The organism is Pseudomonas sp. SWRI99 (assembly GCF_014270125.1).
Taxonomy (GTDB): Bacteria; Pseudomonadota; Gammaproteobacteria; order Pseudomonadales; family Pseudomonadaceae; genus Aquipseudomonas; species Aquipseudomonas hamedanensis.
This window is the reverse complement of sequence record NZ_JABWQR010000006.1, coordinates 208,597-230,474: the sequence shown is the minus strand read 5'-3', so window position 1 is coordinate 230,474 and position 21,878 is coordinate 208,597. Positions and strand designations below refer to the sequence as shown.

26 protein-coding genes are annotated in these 21,878 nt (G+C 60.5%); 15 read left to right on the top strand and 11 right to left on the bottom strand.

Features of this window, described 5'->3' with window-relative positions; all coding sequences use genetic code 11:
• Window positions 1-357: 357 nt before the first annotated feature.
• Both rhtA and HU743_RS07475 read left to right on the top strand, forming a co-directional pair.
• On the top strand, window positions 358-1,245 hold the full coding sequence (gene rhtA, locus HU743_RS07480; protein WP_186647905.1) for a threonine/homoserine exporter RhtA: 888 nt from the start codon (window positions 358-360) through the stop codon (window positions 1,243-1,245).
• A 166-nt stretch (window positions 1,246-1,411) separates the two neighbouring features.
• A complete protein-coding gene (locus HU743_RS07475; protein ID WP_186647895.1) occupies window positions 1,412-1,693 on the top strand; it encodes a hypothetical protein in 282 nt (93 codons plus the stop codon).
• An 8-nt stretch (window positions 1,694-1,701) separates the two neighbouring features.
• On the opposite strand, the gene HU743_RS07470 is transcribed toward HU743_RS07475, so the two are convergent.
• The gene (locus HU743_RS07470; RefSeq protein WP_186647893.1) at window positions 1,702-2,271 is read right to left on the bottom strand and encodes a TetR family transcriptional regulator; all 570 of its coding nucleotides are present in this window, start codon (window positions 2,269-2,271) and stop codon (window positions 1,702-1,704) included.
• A 91-nt stretch (window positions 2,272-2,362) separates the two neighbouring features.
• Between HU743_RS07470 and HU743_RS07465 the strand changes: the two genes are divergently transcribed.
• Complete coding sequence (locus tag HU743_RS07465; protein ID WP_186547165.1) at window positions 2,363-3,091, top strand: SDR family oxidoreductase; 729 nt, start codon at window positions 2,363-2,365, stop codon at window positions 3,089-3,091.
• Between the two features lie 37 nt (window positions 3,092-3,128).
• A complete protein-coding gene (locus tag HU743_RS07460) occupies window positions 3,129-3,725 on the top strand; it encodes a 2-hydroxychromene-2-carboxylate isomerase (RefSeq protein WP_186647891.1) in 597 nt (198 codons plus the stop codon).
• A 49-nt stretch (window positions 3,726-3,774) separates the two neighbouring features.
• Here HU743_RS07460 and HU743_RS07455 read toward each other — a convergent pair whose 3' ends face one another.
• The 5 genes from HU743_RS07455 to HU743_RS07435 form a co-directional block, all read right to left on the bottom strand.
• Complete coding sequence (locus HU743_RS07455) at window positions 3,775-5,583, bottom strand: aminopeptidase P family protein (RefSeq protein ID WP_186647889.1); 1,809 nt, start codon at window positions 5,581-5,583, stop codon at window positions 3,775-3,777.
• 55 nt (window positions 5,584-5,638) lie between these two features.
• Window positions 5,639-6,805, bottom strand: coding sequence for an aminotransferase class V-fold PLP-dependent enzyme (locus HU743_RS07450; RefSeq protein ID WP_186647887.1), 1,167 nt, complete (start codon window positions 6,803-6,805; stop codon window positions 5,639-5,641).
• Between the two features lie 205 nt (window positions 6,806-7,010).
• A complete protein-coding gene (locus HU743_RS07445; RefSeq protein WP_186619207.1) occupies window positions 7,011-7,625 on the bottom strand; it encodes a LysE family translocator in 615 nt (204 codons plus the stop codon).
• A gap of 102 nt (window positions 7,626-7,727) precedes the next feature.
• On the bottom strand, window positions 7,728-7,997 hold the full coding sequence (locus HU743_RS07440; protein WP_186647885.1) for a hypothetical protein: 270 nt from the start codon (window positions 7,995-7,997) through the stop codon (window positions 7,728-7,730).
• A 130-nt stretch (window positions 7,998-8,127) separates the two neighbouring features.
• The gene (locus HU743_RS07435) at window positions 8,128-8,493 is read right to left on the bottom strand and encodes an antibiotic biosynthesis monooxygenase (RefSeq protein WP_186647903.1); all 366 of its coding nucleotides are present in this window, start codon (window positions 8,491-8,493) and stop codon (window positions 8,128-8,130) included.
• An 81-nt stretch (window positions 8,494-8,574) separates the two neighbouring features.
• Here HU743_RS07435 and soxR point away from each other — a divergent pair, with 81 nt between their 5' ends.
• The 10 genes from soxR (at window position 8,575) to HU743_RS07385 (ending at window position 16,116) form a co-directional block, all read left to right on the top strand.
• The gene (soxR, locus tag HU743_RS07430) at window positions 8,575-9,027 is read left to right on the top strand and encodes a redox-sensitive transcriptional activator SoxR (protein ID WP_186547160.1); all 453 of its coding nucleotides are present in this window, start codon (window positions 8,575-8,577) and stop codon (window positions 9,025-9,027) included.
• Window positions 9,028-9,137: 110 nt separating this feature from the next.
• On the top strand, window positions 9,138-9,596 hold the full coding sequence (locus HU743_RS07425) for a VOC family protein (protein ID WP_186647883.1): 459 nt from the start codon (window positions 9,138-9,140) through the stop codon (window positions 9,594-9,596).
• Between the two features lie 257 nt (window positions 9,597-9,853).
• A complete protein-coding gene (locus HU743_RS07420; protein WP_186647881.1) occupies window positions 9,854-11,053 on the top strand; it encodes a PepSY domain-containing protein in 1,200 nt (399 codons plus the stop codon).
• Entirely contained in the window at window positions 11,050-11,592 is a 543-nt protein-coding gene (locus HU743_RS07415) for a thiamine pyrophosphate-binding protein (protein ID WP_186647880.1), read from the top strand. Before HU743_RS07420 ends, HU743_RS07415 begins: the two co-directional genes overlap by 4 nt.
• Window positions 11,589-11,930, top strand: coding sequence for a hypothetical protein (locus HU743_RS07410; protein ID WP_186547156.1), 342 nt, complete (start codon window positions 11,589-11,591; stop codon window positions 11,928-11,930). The genes HU743_RS07415 and HU743_RS07410 overlap by 4 nt, the downstream gene beginning before the upstream one ends.
• The gene (locus HU743_RS07405) at window positions 11,927-12,502 is read left to right on the top strand and encodes a DUF6162 family protein (protein ID WP_186647879.1); all 576 of its coding nucleotides are present in this window, start codon (window positions 11,927-11,929) and stop codon (window positions 12,500-12,502) included. The genes HU743_RS07410 and HU743_RS07405 overlap by 4 nt, the downstream gene beginning before the upstream one ends.
• 97 nt (window positions 12,503-12,599) lie before the next feature.
• A complete protein-coding gene (locus HU743_RS07400) occupies window positions 12,600-13,466 on the top strand; it encodes a metal ABC transporter substrate-binding protein (RefSeq protein WP_238351705.1) in 867 nt (288 codons plus the stop codon).
• Window positions 13,463-14,311, top strand: coding sequence for a metal ABC transporter ATP-binding protein (locus HU743_RS07395; protein WP_238351704.1), 849 nt, complete (start codon window positions 13,463-13,465; stop codon window positions 14,309-14,311). The genes HU743_RS07400 and HU743_RS07395 overlap by 4 nt, the downstream gene beginning before the upstream one ends.
• On the top strand, window positions 14,311-15,210 hold the full coding sequence (locus tag HU743_RS07390; protein ID WP_186547153.1) for a metal ABC transporter permease: 900 nt from the start codon (window positions 14,311-14,313) through the stop codon (window positions 15,208-15,210). The genes HU743_RS07395 and HU743_RS07390 overlap by 1 nt, the downstream gene beginning before the upstream one ends.
• Window positions 15,211-16,116, top strand: a complete 906-nt coding sequence (locus HU743_RS07385) for a zinc ABC transporter substrate-binding protein (RefSeq protein WP_186647877.1) — start codon at window positions 15,211-15,213, stop codon at window positions 16,114-16,116. It abuts the gene before it with no gap.
• A gap of 180 nt (window positions 16,117-16,296) precedes the next feature.
• Here HU743_RS07385 and HU743_RS07380 read toward each other — a convergent pair whose 3' ends face one another.
• From HU743_RS07380 to HU743_RS07360, 5 genes are all read right to left on the bottom strand, one after another.
• Window positions 16,297-16,521, bottom strand: a complete 225-nt coding sequence (locus tag HU743_RS07380; protein ID WP_053122206.1) for an MbtH family protein — start codon at window positions 16,519-16,521, stop codon at window positions 16,297-16,299.
• Between the two features lie 83 nt (window positions 16,522-16,604).
• Window positions 16,605-18,017 carry an aspartate aminotransferase family protein gene (locus tag HU743_RS07375; protein WP_186647876.1) on the bottom strand — a complete coding sequence of 471 codons (1,413 nt, stop codon included), beginning with the start codon at window positions 18,015-18,017 and terminating at the stop codon, window positions 16,605-16,607.
• A gap of 143 nt (window positions 18,018-18,160) precedes the next feature.
• On the bottom strand, window positions 18,161-18,643 hold the full coding sequence (locus HU743_RS07370) for a GNAT family N-acetyltransferase (RefSeq protein WP_186647875.1): 483 nt from the start codon (window positions 18,641-18,643) through the stop codon (window positions 18,161-18,163).
• 216 nt (window positions 18,644-18,859) lie between these two features.
• Window positions 18,860-20,185 (bottom strand): ATP-binding protein, encoded by a 1,326-nt coding sequence (locus HU743_RS07365; protein ID WP_186647874.1) that lies wholly within the window; start codon window positions 20,183-20,185, stop codon window positions 18,860-18,862.
• A complete protein-coding gene (locus HU743_RS07360; RefSeq protein WP_186647872.1) occupies window positions 20,182-20,862 on the bottom strand; it encodes a response regulator in 681 nt (226 codons plus the stop codon). The genes HU743_RS07365 and HU743_RS07360 overlap by 4 nt, the downstream gene beginning before the upstream one ends.
• A gap of 255 nt (window positions 20,863-21,117) precedes the next feature.
• Here HU743_RS07360 and HU743_RS07355 point away from each other — a divergent pair, with 255 nt between their 5' ends.
• On the top strand, window positions 21,118-21,810 hold the full coding sequence (locus tag HU743_RS07355; protein ID WP_186647870.1) for a hypothetical protein: 693 nt from the start codon (window positions 21,118-21,120) through the stop codon (window positions 21,808-21,810).
• Window positions 21,811-21,878 lie beyond the last annotated feature (68 nt).

Below are 21,878 nucleotides of genomic sequence, written 5' to 3'. Positions count from 1 at the left end.
CTACAGCGTTACTCGCTGTTGTCAACACCTCTTTTACACCGCTTTCGACCGAGAAGATCGAACCGTTGAAAGCGCCAAGCATCACTGCCCTTTCAACTCCTTCCAGGCCTCGATGATCTGAAGCAAGCCGCTGTCGAAAACTGCGTAACTCTTTGAATCTCAAGGAGTTTTCCGTTTCGACTGCGCCGGAAGTGGGGCGAATTATAGACTTCCAGAATCTGCCGTCAACCCCTAATTTGCGTTTTCTATTGAAAGACTCAAAAAGCTGCTTCTATCTAGACGTAAGCGCCGCCAATGCGCAGTATATTGCCCAATATTAAAACAATGCCCGATCTCACCCAGGACGACGTCACACAAATGAATGACCAACCCCGCTCCCTTGCCTCTATCCTTTTCCCGGTTGGCCTGCTCCTGATAGCCATGGCGTCCATTCAATCAGGGGCCTCTTTGGCCAAAAGCATGTTTCCCGTGGTAGGTGCACAGGGGACCACCACCTTGCGACTGATCTTTGCCAGCGTGATCATGCTGCTCTTGCTTCGGCCGTGGCGGGTCAAGCTGACGGCCAAATCCTTGCGCACCGTGATCGTTTACGGAATGGCGCTGGGCGGCATGAACTTCCTCTTCTATATGTCGTTGCGCACGGTGCCCCTGGGCATCGCCGTCGCACTCGAATTTACCGGCCCACTGGCCGTTGCTATATATGCCTCTCGCCGAGCCATCGACTTTTTGTGGGTAGGCCTGGCCGCGGTCGGCCTGTTCCTGCTGATACCGACAGGCGCCACGACCGCGAGCATTGATTTGATTGGCGCAGGCTATGCCCTCGGTGCCGGCGTCTGCTGGGCGTTGTACATACTCTTCGGGCAAAAAGCCGGTGCCGACAATGGCGTCACCACGGCGGCGCTAGGCGTCATGATCGCCGCTCTGTTTGTTGCACCGATCGGCATCGTTCATGCCGGCGCTGCGCTGCTGACGCCTTCGTTGATTCCGATCGCCATCGGCGTGGCGATTCTGTCCACTGCCCTGCCCTACACCCTGGAAATGGTTGCCTTGACCCGCATGCCTGCCCGCACGTTCGGCACACTGATGAGCATCGAACCCGCGTTCGGCGCACTGTCAGGCCTGCTGTTTCTTCAGGAATACCTCTCGCTGTCACAATGGATGGCCATTCTGTGCATTATTCTGGCATCCGTTGGCGCGACCCTGACCATGGGCAGCGCCGCAAAGCCCGCAATCGCAGCCGATTGAAGCAGGATTAAACGAGGGTCTAGCAATTGGCGTTCATTTAGGCCATGTTTAGGCTCGTAACCTATCGCCAGACATGGATTTTTTCGCCAAGGGACCTGACGCTGCAAATGCGAGCGAACACCGGCAGACCCGAGCACCAGACTCGAGGCCGCTATTAAGGACGGTAATGAAACGATTTTTGATACTGATCGCCATACTGGCGGTGGCGGGTTGCGCAGCTACCTCGCAGACCCAGGTCAAACGCGGCAAGAAGGGTTTGCATATCAACTGTTCAGGGCTCTCGTCCTCGTGGGACAAGTGCTACGCCAGCGCCGCCAATTCGTGCGCACCGAAGGGCTATAAAGTGATCGCCAAGTCCGGCGATACCGTGGAAGAGCCTGGCGACTACCCATTTGGCCTGAACCCTGCCGGCTACACCAGCCGCAGCATGATCGTCATCTGCAAATAGCCTTCAGGTTATTCGGCTCGCGGCACAGCGAGCTGGCGGGCGATCTCTTCCTGGCTGGCGTTCAGCACCGTGCGCTGAACGTCCTCGGTAGCCAGCATCCTCGCCACCACCAGCGCACCGACACATTGCGACAGAATGGCCCAGGCCAGACTGTCGCTCTCCAGAATCTGCGCCCAGCTTTGCTGCAGACGGCAAATACACTTTTGCGCCTGTTCACGCACAAGCACATCCGAACGGGCGATCTCGGCCCCTAATGTCGGCAGCGCGCACCCCGCTTCAGGCTGCTCCACATGCGCCATGCTCAGGTATTGCTTGAGGCAGCGTTGCAGCCGCTCGCGATCCGCACCCTCCTGACCGCCGAGTCGCTCAAGGCTCTGGCTCAACTCGCGCTCGACAATTGCTGCGAACAGCGCGTCCTTGGAGGAAAAGTGGCTGTAAAACGCCGCACCACTCAAGCCGATAGCTTTCATCAAGCCGTCCACGCCGACCGTGGAGAATCCGGATTTTTTCGCCGACAGCGAGCTGCTGTGCAACAAACGCTCGCGGGTTTCCTGTTTGTGACCGGCAGAATAACGCACGTGTTTTTCCTCGTACTGCAGTGCCTTGACGTTAATCGAATCCTAGCATAACGTTCGTTAACTAAACGATCGTTAACCAAAGGCAATCCCAATGAATAACAAGAAGGTCGTACTGGTAGTCGGCGCCGGAGATGCCACCGGCGGCGCTATTGCCAAGCGCTTTGCCAAAGAGGGCTTCATTGCCTGTGTAACGCGCCGCAGCGCTGACAAGCTTCAGCCTTTGGTGGATGCGATAAACGATGAAGGGGGTGAAGCTCATGGTTTCGCCTGCGATGCGCGCAAAGAAGAGGACGTCATTGCGCTGATTGAGGATATCGAAACCCGCCTTGGCCCGATTGAGGCGTTTGTCTTCAACATCGGCGCTAACGTGCCCTGCAGCATCCTGGAAGAAACCGCCCGCAAGTACTTCAAGATTTGGGAGATGGCCTGTTTCTCAGGCTTCCTCAATGCGCGTGAAGTCGCCAAACGTATGGTGACCCGCCAGCGCGGCACGATCCTGTTCACCGGCGCCACGGCCGGGTTGCGCGGTGCTTCCGGGTTCGCGGCATTCGCCGGGGCCAAACACGGCATTCGTGCCTTGGCGCAAAGCATGGCGCGGGAATTGGGCCCGCTGAACATTCATGTCGCGCATGTGGTAGTCGACGGAGCGATCGATACCGACTTTATCCGCTCCCAATTTCCCGAGAAATATGCGACCAAGGATGACGACGGCATTCTCGACCCCGAGCATATCGCCGAGAACTATTGGTACTTGCATAGCCAGCCACGGGACGCCTGGACATTTGAGCTGGATTTGCGGCCGTGGAACGAACGCTGGTAAAGCCCTCCCCTACAACAATAATGAGAGCACCGTGATAATGACTAAAACCGTGGAGTTCTATTTCGACCTCGGCAGTCCCGCGACCTACCTGGCCTACACCCAGTTACCGAAAATCTGCGCCGCTACCGGAAGCGAACTGCGCTATATCCCGATGCTTCTGGGCGGTGTGTTCAAAGCCACCGGCAACGCATCGCCAGCGATGATCCCGGCCAAAGGGCGCTACATGTTTCAAGACCTGGACCGCTACGCCAAACGTTACGCGGTGCCGCTGCGATTCAATCCGCACTTTCCGATCAACACGCTGTTATTGATGCGGGCCGTCACTGGCATCCAGTTGCATCAACCGCAACGCTTCGCGGCGTTTGTCGATTGCCTGTTCAACGCACTGTGGGTTGACGGCCGAAGCCTGAATGAACCGGAAACCGTCGCCGCCGTACTCAGTGAGCACGGCTTCGATCCGCAGGAAGCTCTCGCGCTGTGCAATGACGAGTCGGTCAAAGCGGCGCTCAAGGACAATACCGAGACCGCGGTTAAACGAGGTGTGTTTGGTGCCCCGAGCATGTTTGTCGGGAATCAGCTGTTTTTCGGTCAGGATCGGCTGGACTTCGTCGAGGAGGCGTTGCGCCAGGCCTAGAACGAGGTCGCCACTCAGACGCTGGTCGCAGCGCCTGAGTGGTCACCGATCAGATGGCTTCTGTACGGGTTTTCAGCCATTGCAGTGCCGCACCGTCAAGCAACGGGCTCAAGCGCTCACGCACCTCGGCGTGATAGGCGTTTAACCACTGCTGTTCTTCCTGCGTCAGCAAGGAAGGAATCAGGCAGCGAGTATCGATCGGGCACAAGGTCAGCGTTTCGAACTTGAGGAACTCGCCGAACTCGCTGCGACCGGCCTCGCGATTCATCGCCAGGTTTTCGATCCGCACGCCCCAGCGACCCGGACGATAAGTGCCCGGTTCGATCGACGTGATCATTCCCGGCAGCATCGCCGTCTGCGGCGTCGCGGCGGCCTGATACGCGATGACCTGCGGCCCCTCGTGGACGTTGAGGAAGTAGCCGACACCGTGACCGGTGCCATGCCCGTAATCCACGCTTTCGGCCCAGATTGGCGCACGGGCGATGGCATCGAGCAGCGGCGAGAGAATGCCTTTGGGAAATTGTGCCCGCGACAAGGCAATCACACCTTTGAGTACCCGAGTGCAGTCCTGTTTCTGCTCTTGCGTCGGCGTCCCGACCGGCACCATCCGCGTGATGTCGGTCGTACCGCCGAGGTATTGGCCCCCGGAATCGATCAGCAACAAACCGTCGCCCTCGATCACGGCGTGCGCTTCTTCGGTGGCGTGGTAGTGCGGCATTGCGCCATTGGCGTTGAACGCAGCAATCGTGTTGAAACTCAGCGAGACGTAATCGGGCCGACGCTCACGGGCTGCGGTGAGCTTCTCATCGATGGTCAACTCGGTAATACGCTCGCGCCCCCAAGCCGACTCCAGCCAGGCGAAGAATTCGCACAACGCCGCGCCGTCCTGCTCCATCGCCTGGCGGATGTGCTGGGCATCGGCTTCACTTTTTTGCGACTTGGCCAGTGTGGTCGGGTTCAGGCCCTCGACCAGTTTGACGCCACTGTCGAGGTGCTCCAGCAGACCCCAGGTCACGCGCGCCGGATCGACCAGCAGACTTGCGTCACTCGGCACCGCACGCAGCGCATCGGCGACTTCGCGGTAATCACGCAGGGTCACGCCATCCTGTTCCAGCACCGCGCGCAATGTGTCATCGACTTTGCTCAGCGCCACGAACAACGTGGCCTGCTGTTGATTGACCAACGCAAACGACACAAACACCGGGTTGAACGACACATCGCCGCCGCGCAGGTTGAACAGCCAGGCGATGTCGTCGAGGGTCGCGATGAAATGCCAATCGGCGCCCCGCTCCCGCAGGGTTTCGCGCAGGTTGGCGAGTTTCTCGCTGCGGCTGACGGTCGCTTGCGGTGGCAGATGCTGATAGATCGGCGCATCCGGCAGACCTGGCCGGTCGCTCCAGACGTGCTGCAACACATCGATGTCGGTGCGCAGGCGAGCGCCTCGGGCTTCAAGTTTGCTGCCAAGCGTGCGCGCCGAAGCCACGGCCATCACCGCACCGTCGACCGCGACCACACCGCCTTCAGGCGTTTGCTCGGCCAGCCAGTCCAGCGGGCTCGGCTGTCCCGGTTGCAGCTTGACCAGTTCGATGCCGCTGCCCTCAAGTTCCTGAGTCGCCTGTTCCCAGTATCGGCTGTCGGCCCATACGCCGGCGAAATCAGCGGTGACAATCAAAGTGCCCACCGAGCCGTGAAAGCCTGACAGCCATTGCCGGCCTTGCCAGTAGCCCGGCAGGTATTCCGACAAATGCGGATCGGCAGACGGCACCAACAACGCATGGATGCCTTCACGGCGCATCAACTCTCGGGTGCGCGCCAGGCGCTGGGGCACCGATCCTTCGGTCGAGGTCTGGGTACTCATCATGTCTCCTGCTAATCACTTCATCGTTATTGTTCGTCGCCGTCAGGACGGCGGTTCAAATTCCTGTCGTCCAGAATGCCGGAGCACTGGCGCAGGCGGTCTTGATCAGTTCGGCAGCCTTGTCGACGTCCTCGACGCTGGTGAAGCGGCCGAGGCTCAGGCGAATCGTGCGGCTGGCAAGTCGAGCATCGTGCCCCAGCGCCAGCAATACGTGCGAAGGCGTGTTGCTCGCCGAATTACAGGCCGATGTCGCGGAAAATGCGATCGAATGGCTCAACGCGGCGCTGTTGAACTCGCCTTCGCTGAACGTCAGGCTCAAGGTATGCGGGATGCGCTGCGCAGCGCTGCCATTCAGGCGTACGCCCGGCAGGCTCAACAACTGTTCGAGCAGACGCTCGCGCAAGGCCACGATGGTTTTTTTCTCTTCATCAAACGCTGCGGCCGCCAAAGCGAATGCCGCGCCCATCCCGGCAATCTGATGGGTCGCCAGGGTCCCCGAGCGCAAGCCGCCCTCGTGACCGCCGCCGTGGATCTGCGCCTGCAAACGCGGCTTCGCGCGCGGGCCGACGTATAAAGCGCCGATGCCCTTGGGGCCGTAGAGCTTGTGCGCCGAGAACGACATCATATCGACCGGCCATCGGGCCAGGTCGATCGCGACCTTGCCGGCGCCTTGCGCGGCATCGACATGAAACAGCGCGTCGCGACTGCGCACGACTTCGCCGATGGCCTGAACGTCATTGACCGTGCCGAGCTCATTGTTGACCAGCATCAGCGACACCAGAAAGGTGTCCTCGCGCATGGCTTCGCTGACCGCTTGCGGCGTGATCAGGCCGTCGGCGTCCGGCACCAGATAGGTCACGGCGATGCCGCTGTCCTGCAACTGCCGGGCAGTATCGAGGATGGCCTTGTGTTCGATCTGACTGGTAATGAAGTGGCCGCCGCTGACGCCACGCGCCTGGGCGCTGCCCTTCAGGGCGAGGTTGTTGGACTCCGTGGCGCCGGAAGTCCAGACGATCTGTTCGGCTTGCGCGCCGACCAGTTCGGCGACTTGCCGACGGGCCTGCTCGACCGTTTGCCGGGCCTGCTGGCCGAATGCGTGGGAGCTGGAGGCAGGGTTGCCGAAGTTACCGTGCAACCCCAGACATTCGATCATCACCTGGATGACCCGCTCGTCCACCGGGGTGGTGGCGGCGTAATCGAAATACAACGGACGTGTGTTCATAAAAGACTCGCAGAGCGTGTTCCGGGATCAGGAGGCTCGTTGTCTGCAAACGACAAACACAGCCTCGTGAGCTGTGCCTGGATTCGAGAGCGTCATCAATACCTGATCGGATGCCGTTAAAGAAGTAGGGCTTCATTTAAAAGTGCGTAGGAACGCTCCTGAAGCCGAGCTTAACAGTCATCGGGCCGGCGGTTGAAGCAATGCGTCAGCTAAAGCTTTCGAGAAGTAACGGGTACAGCGAGATGACCAGCAGTGCCGCCATGCCCCAGTTGAATACGCGTAACCAGCGCGGCTCCTTCAACACATTGCGCAACAATGTACCGCAGGCAGCCCAGACGCCGACGCTTGGCAGGTTGATGATGGCGAACACAGCGGCAATCACCACGACGTTGGTGAAATAGCCCTGCATCGGCGTGTATGTGCTGATCGCACCGATGGCCATGATCCACGCCTTCGGATTGACCCACTGAAACGCGGCCGCGCCCAGGTAGCTGATCGGCCTGGCTTCGCCTTGGGCGTTGTCACCGACAGGTCCCGAGTGAGCGATTTTCCACGCCAGGTACAACAGATACGCCGCGCCGGCATAGCGCAGAACCGTATAAAGCAGCGGATACGACTGAAATACCGCGCCCAGGCCGAAGCCTACCGCCACCACCAGGACAAAGAAGCCGCAGCTAATCCCCAGCATGTGCGGGATGGTGCGGTTAAAACCGAAATTCACCCCCGAAGCCAGCAGCATGGTGTTGTTCGGTCCCGGTGTGATCGAGGTAACAAGGGCAAACAGGGCAAAGCCCAACATCAGGTCAAGCGAGAGGGTCATGGTGCGGCTTTCCGTCAAGGTCATTCAGAGATTGACCCTATCCCAGCCGGCCCGACAAACCCACGCACAGTTGGCCAAAAGTTCAGGCGGTACAGTTTTCTGTCAGCTTGGACGTCCGTGCAGCTGTACTGCACGTTCAGCGCTCATTTCACCTTGTTTGTCGAAACCGAAGGTTCTCTGCGGCTGGCCGAGCAACTGCGCTTTTTTCGCGTGATATTCCTCAAAGGACAAGCCGCTACGGTTCAACGCCTCCATCGCCAGCTCACGGGATTCTTCGGCGGTGTAAGGGCGCAACTCGGGGGAAACATGGCTGGCGCAACCCGCCAGCACAGATACAGCGAAGATCAGCGAAACAGTCAGTAAACGATTCATGGGAGCGTCCTGGCGAGCAGTGTGGGTCGATGGACAAAGGCTACGCCCGGGCACGCTCGCGCAGAAATCAACGCTCTCAATAGTGGCTATCAGAAATAGGCTACAGACGGATATGCCGCACCAGCCATGCCTAGCCCACCAGATTGCAATGCAGCGCATCGTCGTGGCTGCGGGCAATGCTGCTCAACACCTGAAACGAATTGAACGTCACGGTTTTCGCTCGATGGCTGCGGATCAACTGCCAGAAATCCTCTTCGCCGCTTTCGAAACGGCGAAACGCCGCCTCCCCCGCCTCGCGCGTCTGCCATTGCAACAGGCTCAAGACGCGCCGGCCGTCGTCGCTGGCCTGCACGCTGGCACTGAGAAAACCTGCGTAGCGCTGCGCCAGATGCTCGGTCTGCGTCGCTAACGCCGACACCAGCGCCGGTTGCTGGCGAGGCTCGATTTCGAATTCGATCAGTTGAGTAAAGCTGTGGTTTTTCATGAACGCCCCCAGTCATCTTGAAACGAGTCTTGCGACCCGAAGATCAGCAGGGTAAAACCTCTAGTTAAGTCAAGGTCAAGGGCTATTTCCAACATGATCAGCAAAGACAACGTGCACAAACCGCTCACCGTCGGCGAGGTCGCCGCGCGCAGTGGCGTGGCGGTCACGGCCCTGCATTTCTATGAGTCCAAGGGGCTGATCAAGAGCCAGCGCAACGCCGGCAATCAGCGGCGTTACCCGCGTGCCGTACTGCGCCGCGTGGCGTTGATCAAAGTGGCCCAACGGCTGGGAATACCGCTGGCCGCGATCGGCGAGGCGATGAAAAATCTCCCGCAGGATCGCGCGCCGACAGCGGCAGACTGGAAAATTCTCTCCGAACAATGGCGACAGGAACTCGATGAGCGGATCCATCAACTGACGTTGTTGCGTGATCGGCTCAATGGCTGCATCGGCTGTGGCTGCCTGTCGATGGAGGCCTGTCCGTTGCGCAACCGGGGTGATGTGCTGGGCGAGCAAGGACCCGGGCCGCATTTCCCGGTTGAATAAGGGCGCTGCTCGTCGGGGCAAAATCGCCATGGCCGGGACAGTTCTATAGTGATCCTTCCGGGTCGATCCGGTGCAGCCACCTCCTATACAACAACATCAAGGAGAACGTCATGAGCGTAAAACCCATTCCCGAGGGGTATCACAGCATTACCCCGTACCTCGGCATCCAGAAGGCCGCCGAGGCCATCGACTTCTACAAAAAAGCCTTCGGTGCCACCGAGGTGATGCGTCTGGCCATGCCCGACGGCGGTATCGGCCACGCCGAACTGCGCATCGGCGACAGTGCCATCATGCTCGGCACGCCCTGCGATCAGGGACCGCTGAGCAATCCCGACCAGGCCGTCTCGGTCGGTTTGCATTTGTACGTCACCGATGTCGACAAATCCTTCCAGCAGGCGCTGGATGCCGGTGCGACAACGGTGTCCGAGGTCAAGGATCAGTTTTACGGCGATCGCAGCGGAACGCTGAAAGATCCGTATGGGCATCTGTGGTTCCTGGCCACGCACAAAGAAGATCTGAGCGAAGAGCAGATCCGCCATCGGGCGATGGAAATGTTCAGCCAAGGTTGAAACCTACCGGCCCGGTATCAGGGCTGTGCATACCCTGCTCCTTGTGGAGCGAGCTCGTTCCACAAGGACATCTGAGAACGCGTATCGAACTGCGAAACATTTACTTTCATATGATTTAGCGGGATTTGCCTCGCTCATCCGTCTTATAGGAATGCAGGCCGTTCGCGTAGGCAAAAGCCACGATCGGCCTTCCGGGGATTCCCGTGCTGCGAAGCCCGTAGCCCGGCACCCTTCCAACGAAATCAAGACGCGTAATCATGTCGAAGAAATCCCGCTCGAAATTGTGGTTCCTGGTGCATAGCTGGCTGGCGTTACCGATCTGGTTTTTTGTGCTGATCGTCTGTGTCACCGGTACGCTGGCGGTGGTCAGTCAGGAAATCGTCTGGCTGGCCAACCCGCAGATGCGTGCCAGTCAACCGTCGGACGATGCGCCGCGCCTCAGTTATGACCAGATCCTCGCGGCCATCAAAAAAGCCGAACCGCAGACTCTGGTCGAAAGCATGAGTCGCCCGGACGAGTCGCACTTTGCCCTCGATGTCGAAGTCAGCTACCCGGACGGCCGCTCGCTGACGGTGTACGTCAACCCTTACACCGGCGCGATTCAGGGCACCGCGCCCGACTTCAACTTCAAGGCGTTTACCCGCGCCCTGCATGGCTGGTGGCTGGTGCCGTTTACCAGCGGTTTCAGTTGGGGCTGGTATCTGGTGTCCTTTCTCGGGCTGCCTTTGCTGGCCTCGTTGATTACCGGACTGGTGGTCTATAAACGCTTCTGGAAAGGGTTCTTCACCCCGACCTTGCGCATTCGCCATGGCGCACGAATTTTCTGGGGCGACTTTCATCGCCTCAGTGGCATCTGGTCGATCTGGTTCATCGCGGTGATTTCGATCACCGGGACCTGGTTCCTGATTCAGGCGCTGCTGGCGGACAACCATATTTCGATTTCCAGCGAGCCGGTCATTCCCGCGATGTCCCGTGAAGCGGTACCGCGTTCGGCCGATGGCTCCCCGCCTGAACGCATCAGCCTGGACCGTGCCATTGACATTGCCCGGCAAACGATTCCGGGCCTGGAAGTCAGTTTCATCAGCCTGCCCGGCAACGCCTATAGCCATATGAGTGTGGGCGGCCGTGGCTGGTATCCGCTGATGTTCCAGTCTGCCACGCTCAACCCGTACAACGGTGATCTGGCCGCGTCGCGAATGCTGTCGGACCGCACGTCGCTGGAGTTCGTCACCGAGTCCATGCGTCCCCTGCACACCGGCGATTTTGGCGGGCTGTGGATCAAGCTGATCTGGTTCTTCTTCGGCTTGTTGCTGAGCATGATGGTGCTCAGCGGCTTGTTGATCTGGACCAAACGCACCGCCCTGGCCACGGCCAATGCCTTCAAGCGCGAATCGAAGAAAAATCGCCTGCAGGCCCAACCGGCCATGCAGCGTGAAACGTCGGAGGCCAACCTGTGAACAAGTCCATTACCGCCCCGCCACCCTCGCGTCTGAACCTGCTCTGGCGTAAATGGCGCTTCCACATCAACGTGCTGTTGCTCCTGATTCCGCTGGGCTTCATGCCCAAGTATTTCGCCGATGTCGCTCTGTTTCGCGGCGACAGTGGTCTGGGCGAACGAGAAATCGGCGAAATTCAGGTCGGCCCCTGGAGCGTGCGACTCGCCGAGTTGCGCAATGAAGCGCCGCGCTCCGACGGCCCGGCCGGGTATCTGAAAGGCTTCAACGCAGCGCTCTGCCAGGCCTGTATCGAACCGGTGAAGGCGACCTACCTGCGCATCGGCAAACCCCGCAGCCTGCGCGCCGCCGGGGTGATTTTCTTCGGCACGCCCTATCGCATGGGCACGCAATTGCCGGTTCCGGAAAAGACCAAACCCGACGCCGAACTGTGGATCACCATGGAAGGCTGGGACGGCAGCATGCACCAGGCCTCGATTCCCCTGAGCCATGCCTCTCCCGCCACCGTGGCCTGGCTGAACACACAAGGAGCCAAACCATGACTCGCCCACAACGCCCTTCCCGCTTGCTGCTGAGCGCCGCGCTGCTGATGCTGAGCGCCGGTTTCAGTGCAGGCGCTCTGGCACACAACCCGATGTGCGAATGCAAAGCCATCGACGCCGAACAGATCAAGTGCACTGGCGGCTTCTCCGACGGCAGCGGCGCGCCCGGCGTAACCCTGGATGTGATCGGCTATGACGAAACGATTCTGGTGCCAGGCAAGCTCGGCACCGATTCGACCCTGACGTTCAAGAAGCCCGACTCCGAGTTCTATGTGCTGTTCGACGCCGGTCCCGGCCACGTCGTGGAAATCGACCAGGCGGATATCGAAACCCCATGAGCACACCGACCCGTCAAATCGTGCGCCCGGCGGGCGCCGGTCATGAAACCCTCAACGTTCTGCTGCTGTGCCTGCTGATCCTCGCCGTCGCCGGTTCTGTGGTGGCGTGGCGCGGGGTTTCCCATGAACCGGAACCTGTCGCCAGCCACCAGTACGATGCCCGTCGCGACCTCAGCGCCGCCGAGCAGGGCATTTATGCCGACCTGCGGGTGACCCTCGACGAAATCCGCTTGCTGCGTGAAGAACAGCAAACCCTGCCGACCCCGCAGAATTTGGCGCAGGAAGGTTTTGCGCCCTTTGCCCAGGACGCCAGCTCGGTCAGCCGGGGTGGTCACGCCTGGCAAATGCTCGGCGACAGCGCTTATTTCGGTCGCAGCGCAACGCCTGCGGTCGCCGGTTCATTCCTGATGCGCGTCAGCACCGACCCGGACGCCGCGCCGGATATCTGGTTGAACCGTGGCGCAGAGCTCACGCCCGCTCAGGATCTGTCCGACACGGCGCTGTCCGCCGCTGGCTGGAAACAGATCGTCGCGCAATACGACGCCGGGGTGACCCGCGAACATCGTCATTGACTCCTCGCCCCATTCGAGAGAAGACCGCTTGCCCATGTCCATTTCAGCTCCTCGCCGTCCGTTGTTACGCCTGTTTCTGCTTGGCCTTTGCGCCTGCATGCTGAGCCCGCTGGCCAGCGCCGATCAAGCCAAGCGCCTGCGCATCGGCATCACCCTGCATCCTTATTACAGCTACGTCGCCAACATCGTCGGCGACAAGGCCGAGGTGGTGCCGCTGATTCCCGCCGGCTTCAACCCGCATGCCTATGAGCCGCGGGCCGAGGACATCAAACGCATCAGCGGGCTCGATGTGATTGTGCTCAACGGCGTCGGCCACGATGATTTTGCCGATCGCATGATCGCGGCCAGCGAAACACCCAACGTCAAGACCATCGAAGCCAATGAAAACGTTCCGTTGCTGGCTGCCACGGGCGTCGCGGCACGGGGTGCCGGCAAGGTGGTCAATCCGCATACGTTCCTGTCGATCAGTGCGTCCATCGCGCAGGTCAACAACATCGCCCGGGAGTTGGGCAAGCTTGATCCGGACAACGCCAAGACCTACACGCAGAACGCCCGCGCCTATGGCAAACGCCTGCGGCAGATGCGCGCCGATGCCCTGGCCAAGCTGACGCAGGCACCGAACGCCGAACTGCGCGTCGCCACGGTACACGCGGCTTACGATTACCTGCTGCGTGAATTCGGCCTGGAAGTCACCGCCGTGGTCGAGCCGGCCCACGGCATCGAACCGAGCCCCAGCCAGTTGAAAAAGACCATCGATCAATTACGCGAACTCGACGTCAAGGTGATCTTCTCGGAGATGGATTTTCCCTCGAGCTACGTCGACACTATCCAGCGTGAATCGGGCGTGAAGCTGTACCCGCTGTCGCACATTTCCTACGGCGAATACACCGCCGACAAATACGAAAAGGAAATGACCGGCAACCTCAACACCGTGGTCCGGGCGATTCAGGAGTCGGGGGCATGACATCCAAAGAAACCCTCTCCCCGGAAAACACCGATTCCCCTGTAGGAGTGAGCCTGCTCGCGATGGCGCCGGGTCAGCCGACATCATTAGCAAATGACACACCGCTATCGCGAGCAGGCTCACTCCTACAGGTTACGGGACCGGCGCTGGATTTTGCGCAGGTGAGCCTGACCCTGGGGCGCACCACGATTCTCGACAACGTGACTTTTCAGGTCCAGCCCGGCAGCAGCCATGCGCTGGTCGGCCCCAATGGTGGCGGCAAGAGCTCGCTGATCAAGACCTTGCTCGGACAGATGCCGCATCAGGGCCAGCTCAGCCTGCACTGGCGCGGCGCGCCCGGCACCATTGGTTACGTGCCGCAAGCGCTGGAATTCGATCGCGGCCTGCCGATGACCGTCGACGACTTCATGGCCGCGATGTGCCAGCGTCGCCCGGCGTTCCTCGGCCTGAGCAAGCGTTATGCCGCGGCCATCGGTGAAGCGCTGGAGCGGGTCGGCATGCAGGACAAACGCAAACGCCGCATGGGCGCGCTGTCCGGCGGTGAACGCCAGCGCGTCCTGCTCGCCCAGGGGCTGATCCCGACGCCGCAGTTGCTGGTGCTCGACGAGCCGATGTCGGCCCTCGACGAAGCCGGCATTCAGGTGTTCGAACGCCTGCTCGGCGACTGGCGTGCAGCCGGGGTTACGGTGCTGTGGATCGAGCATGACCTGGAAGCGGTCGGGCGTCTGGCCGAGCGTGTCACCGGTCTCAACCGCCGCGTACTGTTCGATGCGACGCCGCAACAGGCACTGACCCCGGAGCGTCTGCTGAGCTTGTTTTCGACCCATCCACGGAGCGCTGCCTGATGAGTTACGAAGCCTTTCGATTGATGGTCCAGGGCTGGGCATCTTCCGGTTATCTGCCGGAAGCACTGGCTTACGGCTTTGTGGTCAATGCCCTGCTCGCGGGCCTGTTGATCGGCCCGGTGCTGGGCGGTCTGGGCACGCTGGTGGTGGTCAAGCGCTTTGCGTTTTTCTCTGAAGCGGTGGGCCATGCGGCGCTGACCGGTGTGGCCGTCGGCATTCTGCTCGGCGAACCCTACACCGGGCCGTACGGCAGCCTGTTCGGTTACTGCCTGCTGTTCGGCATCCTGCTCAACTACCTGCGCAACCGCACCGGCCTGGCGCCGGATACGCTGATCGGCGTATTCCTTTCCGTGTCGCTGGCACTGGGCGCGAGCCTGCTGTTGATTCTCGCCGGCAAGATCAACGTGCACATTCTCGAAAACGTGTTGTTCGGCTCGGTACTGACGGTCAACGGCAATGACCTGGCGGTGCTGGCCATCGTCGGTTCGCTGGTCATGGCGCTGGCGTTGCCGTTGTACAACCGCATCATGCTCGCCAGTTTCAACCCGCAACTGGCAGCAGTGCGCGGCGTGGCGGTGAAAACCCTGGATTACCTGTTCGTGATTCTGGTGACACTGATCACCGTGGCCGCCGTGAAAGTCATCGGCGCGATTCTGGTCGGCGCACTGCTGGTGATTCCGGCTGCCGCGGCACGCTTGCTCAGCCAGTCGCTGAAAGGCTTCTTCTGGTGTTCGGTGCTGATTGCCACCGTGAGCACGTTGTGCGGAATTCTCGCACCGATCGTGTTCGACCTGCCGATTCCGTCCGGCGCCGCGATCATTCTGGTTGCCGGCATTGCCTTCGCCCTCGCCGCCGTCGCGCGCGGCGTGGTCCCCAGCCTGAAAGGGAATCTTGGATAAATGGCTTTTTCATTGAAAGAACTGACGCTGGCCATCGCGCTGTGCGGCGCAATCTGCACCCCGCTGATGGCCGCTGACAGTGCTAAACCACTGCGAGTACTGGCCTCGTTGCCGATCACCTACGGCTTGGGCGAAGCGCTGCTCAAGGGCACCGAGGTCCAGCTCGAACGCGCGGCGCCGGCCAATCTGCCGGGTAGCCGCCAGACCGCCTATTTCACCGGACGCGGCGCACCGGCGCTGAGCAAACTGGCGACCGACGCCGACGCGGTGGTCGGTGTGCGCTCACTGTGGGCCGATGATCCGCTGTACCCGATTGCCCGGCGCAGCAATATTCGTATCGTCGAGGTCGATGCCGCCCGCCCGGTCGACGGCGCCCTGCCGGGGATTGCCGTGCAGCCGGGCCTTCAGGTCGATGGACTGAACAGTCAGCCATGGCTGGCGAGCAATAACATGGGACGCATGGCGGACGTTGTGGCCGCCGATCTGGTGCGTCTGGCGCCGACTGCCAAGCCGAAAATCGAAGCCAACCTGGCGGCGCTGAAACAGCGTTTGCTGAAACTCAGCGCCGAGACCGAAGCGCGTCTGGCCGAGGCCGATAATCTGAGCGTGATGAGCCTGAGCGATCATTTTGGCTATCTGATCGGCAGCCTCAATCTCGAACTGACCGGACAGGACCCGCGTCCTGATGCCGAGTGGACGGCGCAAGACCTGAAGAAACTGACGGCGACGCTCAAGGACAATGACGTGGCGGTGGTACTGCACCATCGCCAGCCAGCGGAGCCGGTGAAAGCGGCGATTGCCGAGTCCGGCAGTCGCCTGGTGGTATTGAGCACAGATGCGGCGGACCCGCTGGCGGAACTGGAGGGGAATGTGGATCTGCTGCTCAAGGGGCTGAGCGGGGCGTAGTTTCCGTCATAGACCGCGTTATCGTTTATCGCGAGCAGGCTCACTCCTACAGGGGGAACGCATTTCAACTGTAGGAGTGAGCCTGCTCGCGATGAGGCCCGACATGCCAACGAAAAATTACGGACAAAAAGAAACCCGCTGACCATTACGGGTCCAGCGGGTTCTTTTTTGCCCGGTCGCTTATTGTGCCGCGACTTGCGCTTCCATTTTCTGACGCAGGCTCAGCGGGCGCATGTCGGTCCAGACTTCCTCGATGTAGGCCAGGCATTCCTTTTTCAGGCCGCTCTTGCCCACGGTGCGCCAGCCCTCTGGTACCGCTTTGTAATCCGGCCAGATCGAATATTGCTCTTCGTGGTTGACCACGACCTGAAAGAGGATGTCCTCACGGTCGAATACTGACGTCATGCTGGTTCTCCATCGTTGTATGGGGTGGCCGCACAACGGGTGCAGCCGGGTATGTAGAAAGAACGTTCGGCGCCGCGAAAAATTTACAGCGCCGCAGTGGCCGCCGCCAACGCACGCCCGAAGATCTGCGCGACACGGTCGATTTCAGTGGCGGTGATGACCAACGGCGGCAGGAAACGCACCACCGCGCCATGACGGCCGCCCAGTTCCAGGATCAGGCCGCGCTTGAGGCATTCGCGCTGAACCAATGGCGCCAGTCGGGCGAACGCCGGCGGATGGCCGAGCGCGTCCGGACTGCCGGTCGGGTCCACCAGTTCGATGCCCAGCATCAGGCCCCGACCGCGGATATCGCCCAACTGCGGGAAGTCGCGTTGCAGGATGTGCAAATGCTCGCTCAATCGCTCGCCCATGGCTGCGGCGTGTTCGCAGACCTTGTGTTCGACCAGATAGCGCATCACCGCGGAGCCGGCGGCCATCGCCATCTGATTGCCGCGGAAGGTGCCCGCGTGGGCGCCCGGTTGCCAGGTGTCGAGCCAGTCGCGATACACCACCACCGCCAGGGGCAGGCTGCCGCCAATGGCTTTGGACAACACCACCACATCCGGAATGATGCCCGCATGCTCAAAGGCAAACATCTTGCCGGTACGGGCAAAACCGCTCTGAATCTCGTCGACGATCAATGCAACGCCGGCCTTCTCGGTGATGCGGCGCAGGCCACGCAACCACTCGATGTCAGCGGGAATCACGCCGCCCTCCCCCTGCACCGCCTCGACGATCACGGCGGCCGGCAGTTGCACACCGGCTTCGGGATCGTTGAGCAGATTGTCCAGATAGCTCAGATTGGCTTTGACGCCCGCCGCGCCGCCGAGGCCGAACGGACAACGGTAGTCATATGGAAACGGCATGAACTGCACGCCGTTGCTGAGCAAGGCACCCAACGGCTTTTTCGGCCCGAGACTGCCCATCAAGCTCAATGCGCCTTGGCTCATGCCGTGATAACCACCGGAAAACGACAGCACCGTACTGCGCCCGGTGGCGGTGCGCACCAGTTTCAAGGCCGCTTCCACGGCATCGGTGCCGGTCGGGCCACAAAACTGAATCTTTGCCTGCGCCGCCAGTTCCGCCGGTAGCAGCCCGAACAGGTCCTGGACAAACTGGTCCTTGACCGGCGTGGTCAGGTCGAGGGTGTGCAGCGGCAGCTCATCGGCCAACACTTGCTGGATGGCCGCGATGACTACCGGATGATTGTGGCCCAGCGCAAGTGTGCCGGCCCCGGCGAGGCAGTCGATGAACGTGCGACCTTCGACATCCTCGACATACAAGCCCTTGGCCCGTTTGAGCGCCAGGGGAATGCGCCGCGGATAGCTGCGGGCGTTGGACTCCTGCCGACTCTGACGAGCCAGCAGCGGTGACTCATTGAACTGATACAGGGTTTCGGCCGGCGCCGGGGCAACCCGGGCCGACGATTGTTCGATAAGGCTGGTGGCGACTGACATCTCTCGACCCCTCAATTCGCTATGGATAGTGACCAAAACAGCACACCGGACAGGTGCGCGTTCCGGTCGCGGGGCGCACTTGCAGGTTTTCCTGTTCTGGAAACGCTTAAGCGCGATGCGGATTTACACCCTTGATCGAGTTGTCAGTCCGGTGGCGGCAAAGACTTGTGCAGCGGCACGGTCTGCGAATCGGACGTGAAGGCTGGCGATGCCTGTTGATAGCCCAGGTGCCGGTAGAACGGCTCGGCAGTTCGGGAGCTGTTGAGATGGAAATGCTGCACACCGCGAATCCGCAGCCAACCCTCGAGGCTCTGCATCAGCGCCCGGCCGACGCCTCGCCGGAAGGATTCCGGCTGCACGTAACACAGTGAGATTTCGCCACCGGCCTCGGCCATGCCGACACCGACCGGTTTTTCTTCAAGCAAAGCGAGACAAAGATAAAAGTCTGGGTCGGCAAGCCGGCCACTGATGAAATCGACAGAGGACTGACTGACCCAGTCGCTGACGAGCAGAGGGTCGTTTCGGTGATCGAACGCGCAACCAATGCGGATCGAACGCTCGATGATACGGTTGATGATGCCGGTGTCGGCCAGCGTGGCCGAACGTATGCAAACGAGTGCTTCCATGGCGCAGTTCCCTCAATCCATTGAGTCAAGGCTGGGTTGACCTTAGCCCCAACACTGGCGGATAGCGAACGCCGAGAAGTTACATTTGATGTGCCAGAACACGAAACTTTTGTAGGAGTGAGCCTGCTCGCGATAGCGTTCCGTCATCAATCAACTTGTCAACTGACATGACGCTATCGCGAGCAGGCTCACTCCTACAGGGGAGTTGTGGTGGATTCAGCTGACTTGCAACGGCATCGTCAACTCGACCCGCAGGCCATCCGGGCGGCTGTCGAAATGCAAGGCACAGTCACAACGCTGAACAATCGCCTGCACGATCGCCAGCCCCAGGCCGCAGCCGGTGCTTTGGCCATTGCGCCAGAAGCGCTGGGTCAGATGTTGCAGATCGTCAGGCGCGATACCCGGGCCATGGTCGCGCACAACAAAACGCACGCGATTGCCGATGGTTTCCAGTGTGACCTCGACAGCACAGTCTTCAGGCGTATGGCGCAGTGCGTTATCGAGCAGATTACGCAACGCCGCAATCGCCAGCACGGCGGGCATCTGCAGCGGCGCGGCGGACAGATCATCTGGCACCTGCAGTCTGATCCGCAGTCGCGCACCGCCCGTCGCGTCCTGAATCGCCAGCCGGGCGACTTGTTCGGCGCTGTATTGCGAGCCGTCATCGAACGACAGGCTGCCCTCGACGCGCGCCAGCAGCAGCAATTGCTCCAGGGTTCGGTGCAGACGGTCCGCGCCCTCTTCGGCCCGCGCCAGCGATTGATCGCGGGCGCTGCCATCGGTCATGCGCGCCACTTGCAAGTGGGTCTTGATGGCCGTCAGCGGACTGCGCAGCTCATGCGCCGCGTCACCGGTCAGGCGGCGTTCACGCTCGATGGTCTTGCCAATACGCTGGAACAATTGGTTCTGGGTTTCGAGCAACGGTTTCAGTTCGCTGGGGAACGCCTGCAACTGCAACGGTTCAAGCGAATCGGCGTTGCGCCGCATCAACGCTTCACGCAGGCGATTGAGCGGAGCCAGCCCTTGTCCGATGCCCAGCCATAACAGGCACAGGCAGCCCAACAAGGCGACACCGACCGGTACCGAGGCGGCGAGCAGAATCGACATGTTCAGCGCCTCGCGCTCGATCTGCCGGTCCGCCGTGGTGATGCGCACATCGCCCCGGGCCAGGGTGAAACTGCGCCACGGCGCGCCGTCGATGATTTGATCGTGGAAGCCCATTTTCTCGGCTTCCAGCGCCTGCTCGGGGTTGTTGTGGCTGCGCGCGAGAATTTCCCCGCGCAGGGAACTGACCTGGCAGGCCATGCCACCGGGAACATTGAGTTGCTCGGCACTGAAATGGGTGCCCTCGCCTTTGCTCGGCAGCGTCGGCAGTTGTTCGAGCAACCCGGCGACCATACGCGCCGAGGCCACCAGCCGCTGGTCGAGGGAAAACATCATCTGGTTGCGCAGATCGCTGAGCATCCACGCCGCCGCCAGCGCCCAGATCAACGCAAACGCGGCGCCGAGTGTCAGGCTCAGGCGCAGGCGCAGACTCATCATTTGCCTTGATCCCCGCCGTCGGCCGGGCCGAGGCGATAACCCAGGCCGCGCACGGTTTCGACGATGCCCTTGCCAAGTTTGCTGCGCAGGTGATGGATGTGCACGTTGAGGGCGTTGCTTTCCAGCTCATCGTTGAAGCCATAGACGCTGTCTTTCAACTGCTCGGTGGACAGTACTCGCCCACGATTGTGCAGCAGTGCCTGCAACAGTGACTGCTCGCGGCGCGACAGGTCCACTGGCTGCCCGGCCAGCGTGGTTTCGCGGCTGCTCGGATCGTACGTCAGCGCGCCATGCTCGATCAGGTTGACACTGCGCCCGGCAACCCGGCGCAACAGGGTTTGCAAGCGGGCGAACAGTTCGCGCAGGTCGAACGGCTTGAGCAGGTAGTCGTCGGCACCGGCCTGCAAGCCATCGACGCGGTCGATGACCGAATCGCGTGCGGTCAGGATCAGCACCGGGATCTCCAGGCCAGAGTGACGCAACTGTTGCAGCAGCTTGAGCCCGTCCTCGTCCGGCAGGCCCAGGTCAAGCACCATCACGTCGAATTCCGCGACCTTGAGCATCGCCCGCGCCTTGGACGCCGTGTTGACGTGCTCGACAGTCAAGCCCTGGGCGGTGAGGCCGGCGACGATGCCACTGGCGATCAGCTCATCGTCTTCGCAAACCAGTACGTGCATGGGTGCTCCGTGAGAAAAATGGCGAGTGAAGCAGGCGAGGATTAAGGGGCAATTATGGCCATGCGCGACAGTCACGGGAAGTCGGTTAAACATTCCGACCACTTCCAGGCGACGGGAAACCCGGGGTAGCGACGGTCGAAACATTCGCCAACCTAAAGGCGTCTTCAGAAACAATTCATCGCTTTGTCTACGAATGCGTCGTCACTTACTTTGAATCGGGCAACTTCGCCAACCGTCTAAATGGACTTTGGAAACATGACCGAATTAAAAAACTTTGTCGCCGTCGACTGGCGCTCCGGCCCCGACCGTATTTATTTCTTCTTCAAGGATACTGACACTTACTCCCGATTCAATATCGGCGACAACATTGTCCCTGGCAACTATCCCACCAAGACAGCAGGCCACTGGGACAGTTTCAGCCCTTTTACCCAACACCTGCGCTTTGGCCTGACCACCACTTCGTTCGGCTGGAACGTCGATAGCGATGAAGACATTGCCTGGTTCTTCTTCTACCAGGGAACAACCCCGATGGTCTGTAAATATGATCAGGACACTGACAAAGTTGCCGCTTTCCATGAGGTCGCCGATTCGATCTGGAAGCCGATCCTGCCGTATTTCGATAAGATTATCGCCGGCACCTGGTTTCAATTGACCGGTCATCCGTTCCTGTTTCGCTTCATTCTCAATGACGGGCACTACTTGTCGTTCAATTACAAAGCTAAGACTCTGACGCGCAAGCCCTTCGGCGACTATCAACTGGGGGCATTAAAACCCTACAAGGACCGAATCATCACCGCCGCCCAGAATGACCGGACATTTGCCGACAGTTACTGGTATATCTTCCTGACCCATAATCAATATCTGACTTACAACATCCAGACTGATCGACTGGTTTCCGGTCCGAAAACCATTAATGAAGGTAATTGGCCCGGTCTGTTGCGCGGCTGATTGGCCAATCATGGAGGGGCTAGTAGGATAGGGTTAATTATCGGTTAATCGCCGCCGCCCATTCTGCA

What these genes read in the sequence shown, in the direction of transcription:
- HU743_RS07400 (WP_238351705.1), top strand. Translation starts at nt 12,600, where the DNA reads ATGCTGAGCCCGCTGGCCAGCGCCGATCAAGCCAAGCGCCTGCGCATC.
- HU743_RS07365 (WP_186647874.1), bottom strand. Translation starts at nt 20,185, where the DNA reads ATGATGAGTCTGCGCCTGCGCCTGAGCCTGACACTCGGCGCCGCGTTT.
- HU743_RS07420 (WP_186647881.1), top strand. Translation starts at nt 9,854, where the DNA reads ATGTCGAAGAAATCCCGCTCGAAATTGTGGTTCCTGGTGCATAGCTGG.
- HU743_RS07360 (WP_186647872.1), bottom strand. Translation starts at nt 20,862, where the DNA reads ATGCACGTACTGGTTTGCGAAGACGATGAGCTGATCGCCAGTGGCATC.
- soxR (WP_186547160.1), top strand. Translation starts at nt 8,575, where the DNA reads ATGATCAGCAAAGACAACGTGCACAAACCGCTCACCGTCGGCGAGGTC.
- HU743_RS07460 (WP_186647891.1), top strand. Translation starts at nt 3,129, where the DNA reads ATGACTAAAACCGTGGAGTTCTATTTCGACCTCGGCAGTCCCGCGACC.
- HU743_RS07440 (WP_186647885.1), bottom strand. Translation starts at nt 7,997, where the DNA reads ATGAATCGTTTACTGACTGTTTCGCTGATCTTCGCTGTATCTGTGCTG.
- HU743_RS07370 (WP_186647875.1), bottom strand. Translation starts at nt 18,643, where the DNA reads ATGGAAGCACTCGTTTGCATACGTTCGGCCACGCTGGCCGACACCGGC.
- HU743_RS07385 (WP_186647877.1), top strand. Translation starts at nt 15,211, where the DNA reads ATGGCTTTTTCATTGAAAGAACTGACGCTGGCCATCGCGCTGTGCGGC.
- HU743_RS07355 (WP_186647870.1), top strand. Translation starts at nt 21,118, where the DNA reads ATGACCGAATTAAAAAACTTTGTCGCCGTCGACTGGCGCTCCGGCCCC.
- HU743_RS07410 (WP_186547156.1), top strand. Translation starts at nt 11,589, where the DNA reads ATGACTCGCCCACAACGCCCTTCCCGCTTGCTGCTGAGCGCCGCGCTG.
- HU743_RS07455 (WP_186647889.1), bottom strand. Translation starts at nt 5,583, where the DNA reads ATGAGTACCCAGACCTCGACCGAAGGATCGGTGCCCCAGCGCCTGGCG.
- HU743_RS07425 (WP_186647883.1), top strand. Translation starts at nt 9,138, where the DNA reads ATGAGCGTAAAACCCATTCCCGAGGGGTATCACAGCATTACCCCGTAC.
- HU743_RS07395 (WP_238351704.1), top strand. Translation starts at nt 13,463, where the DNA reads ATGACATCCAAAGAAACCCTCTCCCCGGAAAACACCGATTCCCCTGTA.
- HU743_RS07405 (WP_186647879.1), top strand. Translation starts at nt 11,927, where the DNA reads ATGAGCACACCGACCCGTCAAATCGTGCGCCCGGCGGGCGCCGGTCAT.
- HU743_RS07450 (WP_186647887.1), bottom strand. Translation starts at nt 6,805, where the DNA reads ATGAACACACGTCCGTTGTATTTCGATTACGCCGCCACCACCCCGGTG.
- HU743_RS07380 (WP_053122206.1), bottom strand. Translation starts at nt 16,521, where the DNA reads ATGACGTCAGTATTCGACCGTGAGGACATCCTCTTTCAGGTCGTGGTC.
- HU743_RS07375 (WP_186647876.1), bottom strand. Translation starts at nt 18,017, where the DNA reads ATGTCAGTCGCCACCAGCCTTATCGAACAATCGTCGGCCCGGGTTGCC.
- HU743_RS07475 (WP_186647895.1), top strand. Translation starts at nt 1,412, where the DNA reads ATGAAACGATTTTTGATACTGATCGCCATACTGGCGGTGGCGGGTTGC.
- HU743_RS07390 (WP_186547153.1), top strand. Translation starts at nt 14,311, where the DNA reads ATGAGTTACGAAGCCTTTCGATTGATGGTCCAGGGCTGGGCATCTTCC.
- HU743_RS07445 (WP_186619207.1), bottom strand. Translation starts at nt 7,625, where the DNA reads ATGACCCTCTCGCTTGACCTGATGTTGGGCTTTGCCCTGTTTGCCCTT.
- rhtA (WP_186647905.1), top strand. Translation starts at nt 358, where the DNA reads ATGAATGACCAACCCCGCTCCCTTGCCTCTATCCTTTTCCCGGTTGGC.
- HU743_RS07465 (WP_186547165.1), top strand. Translation starts at nt 2,363, where the DNA reads ATGAATAACAAGAAGGTCGTACTGGTAGTCGGCGCCGGAGATGCCACC.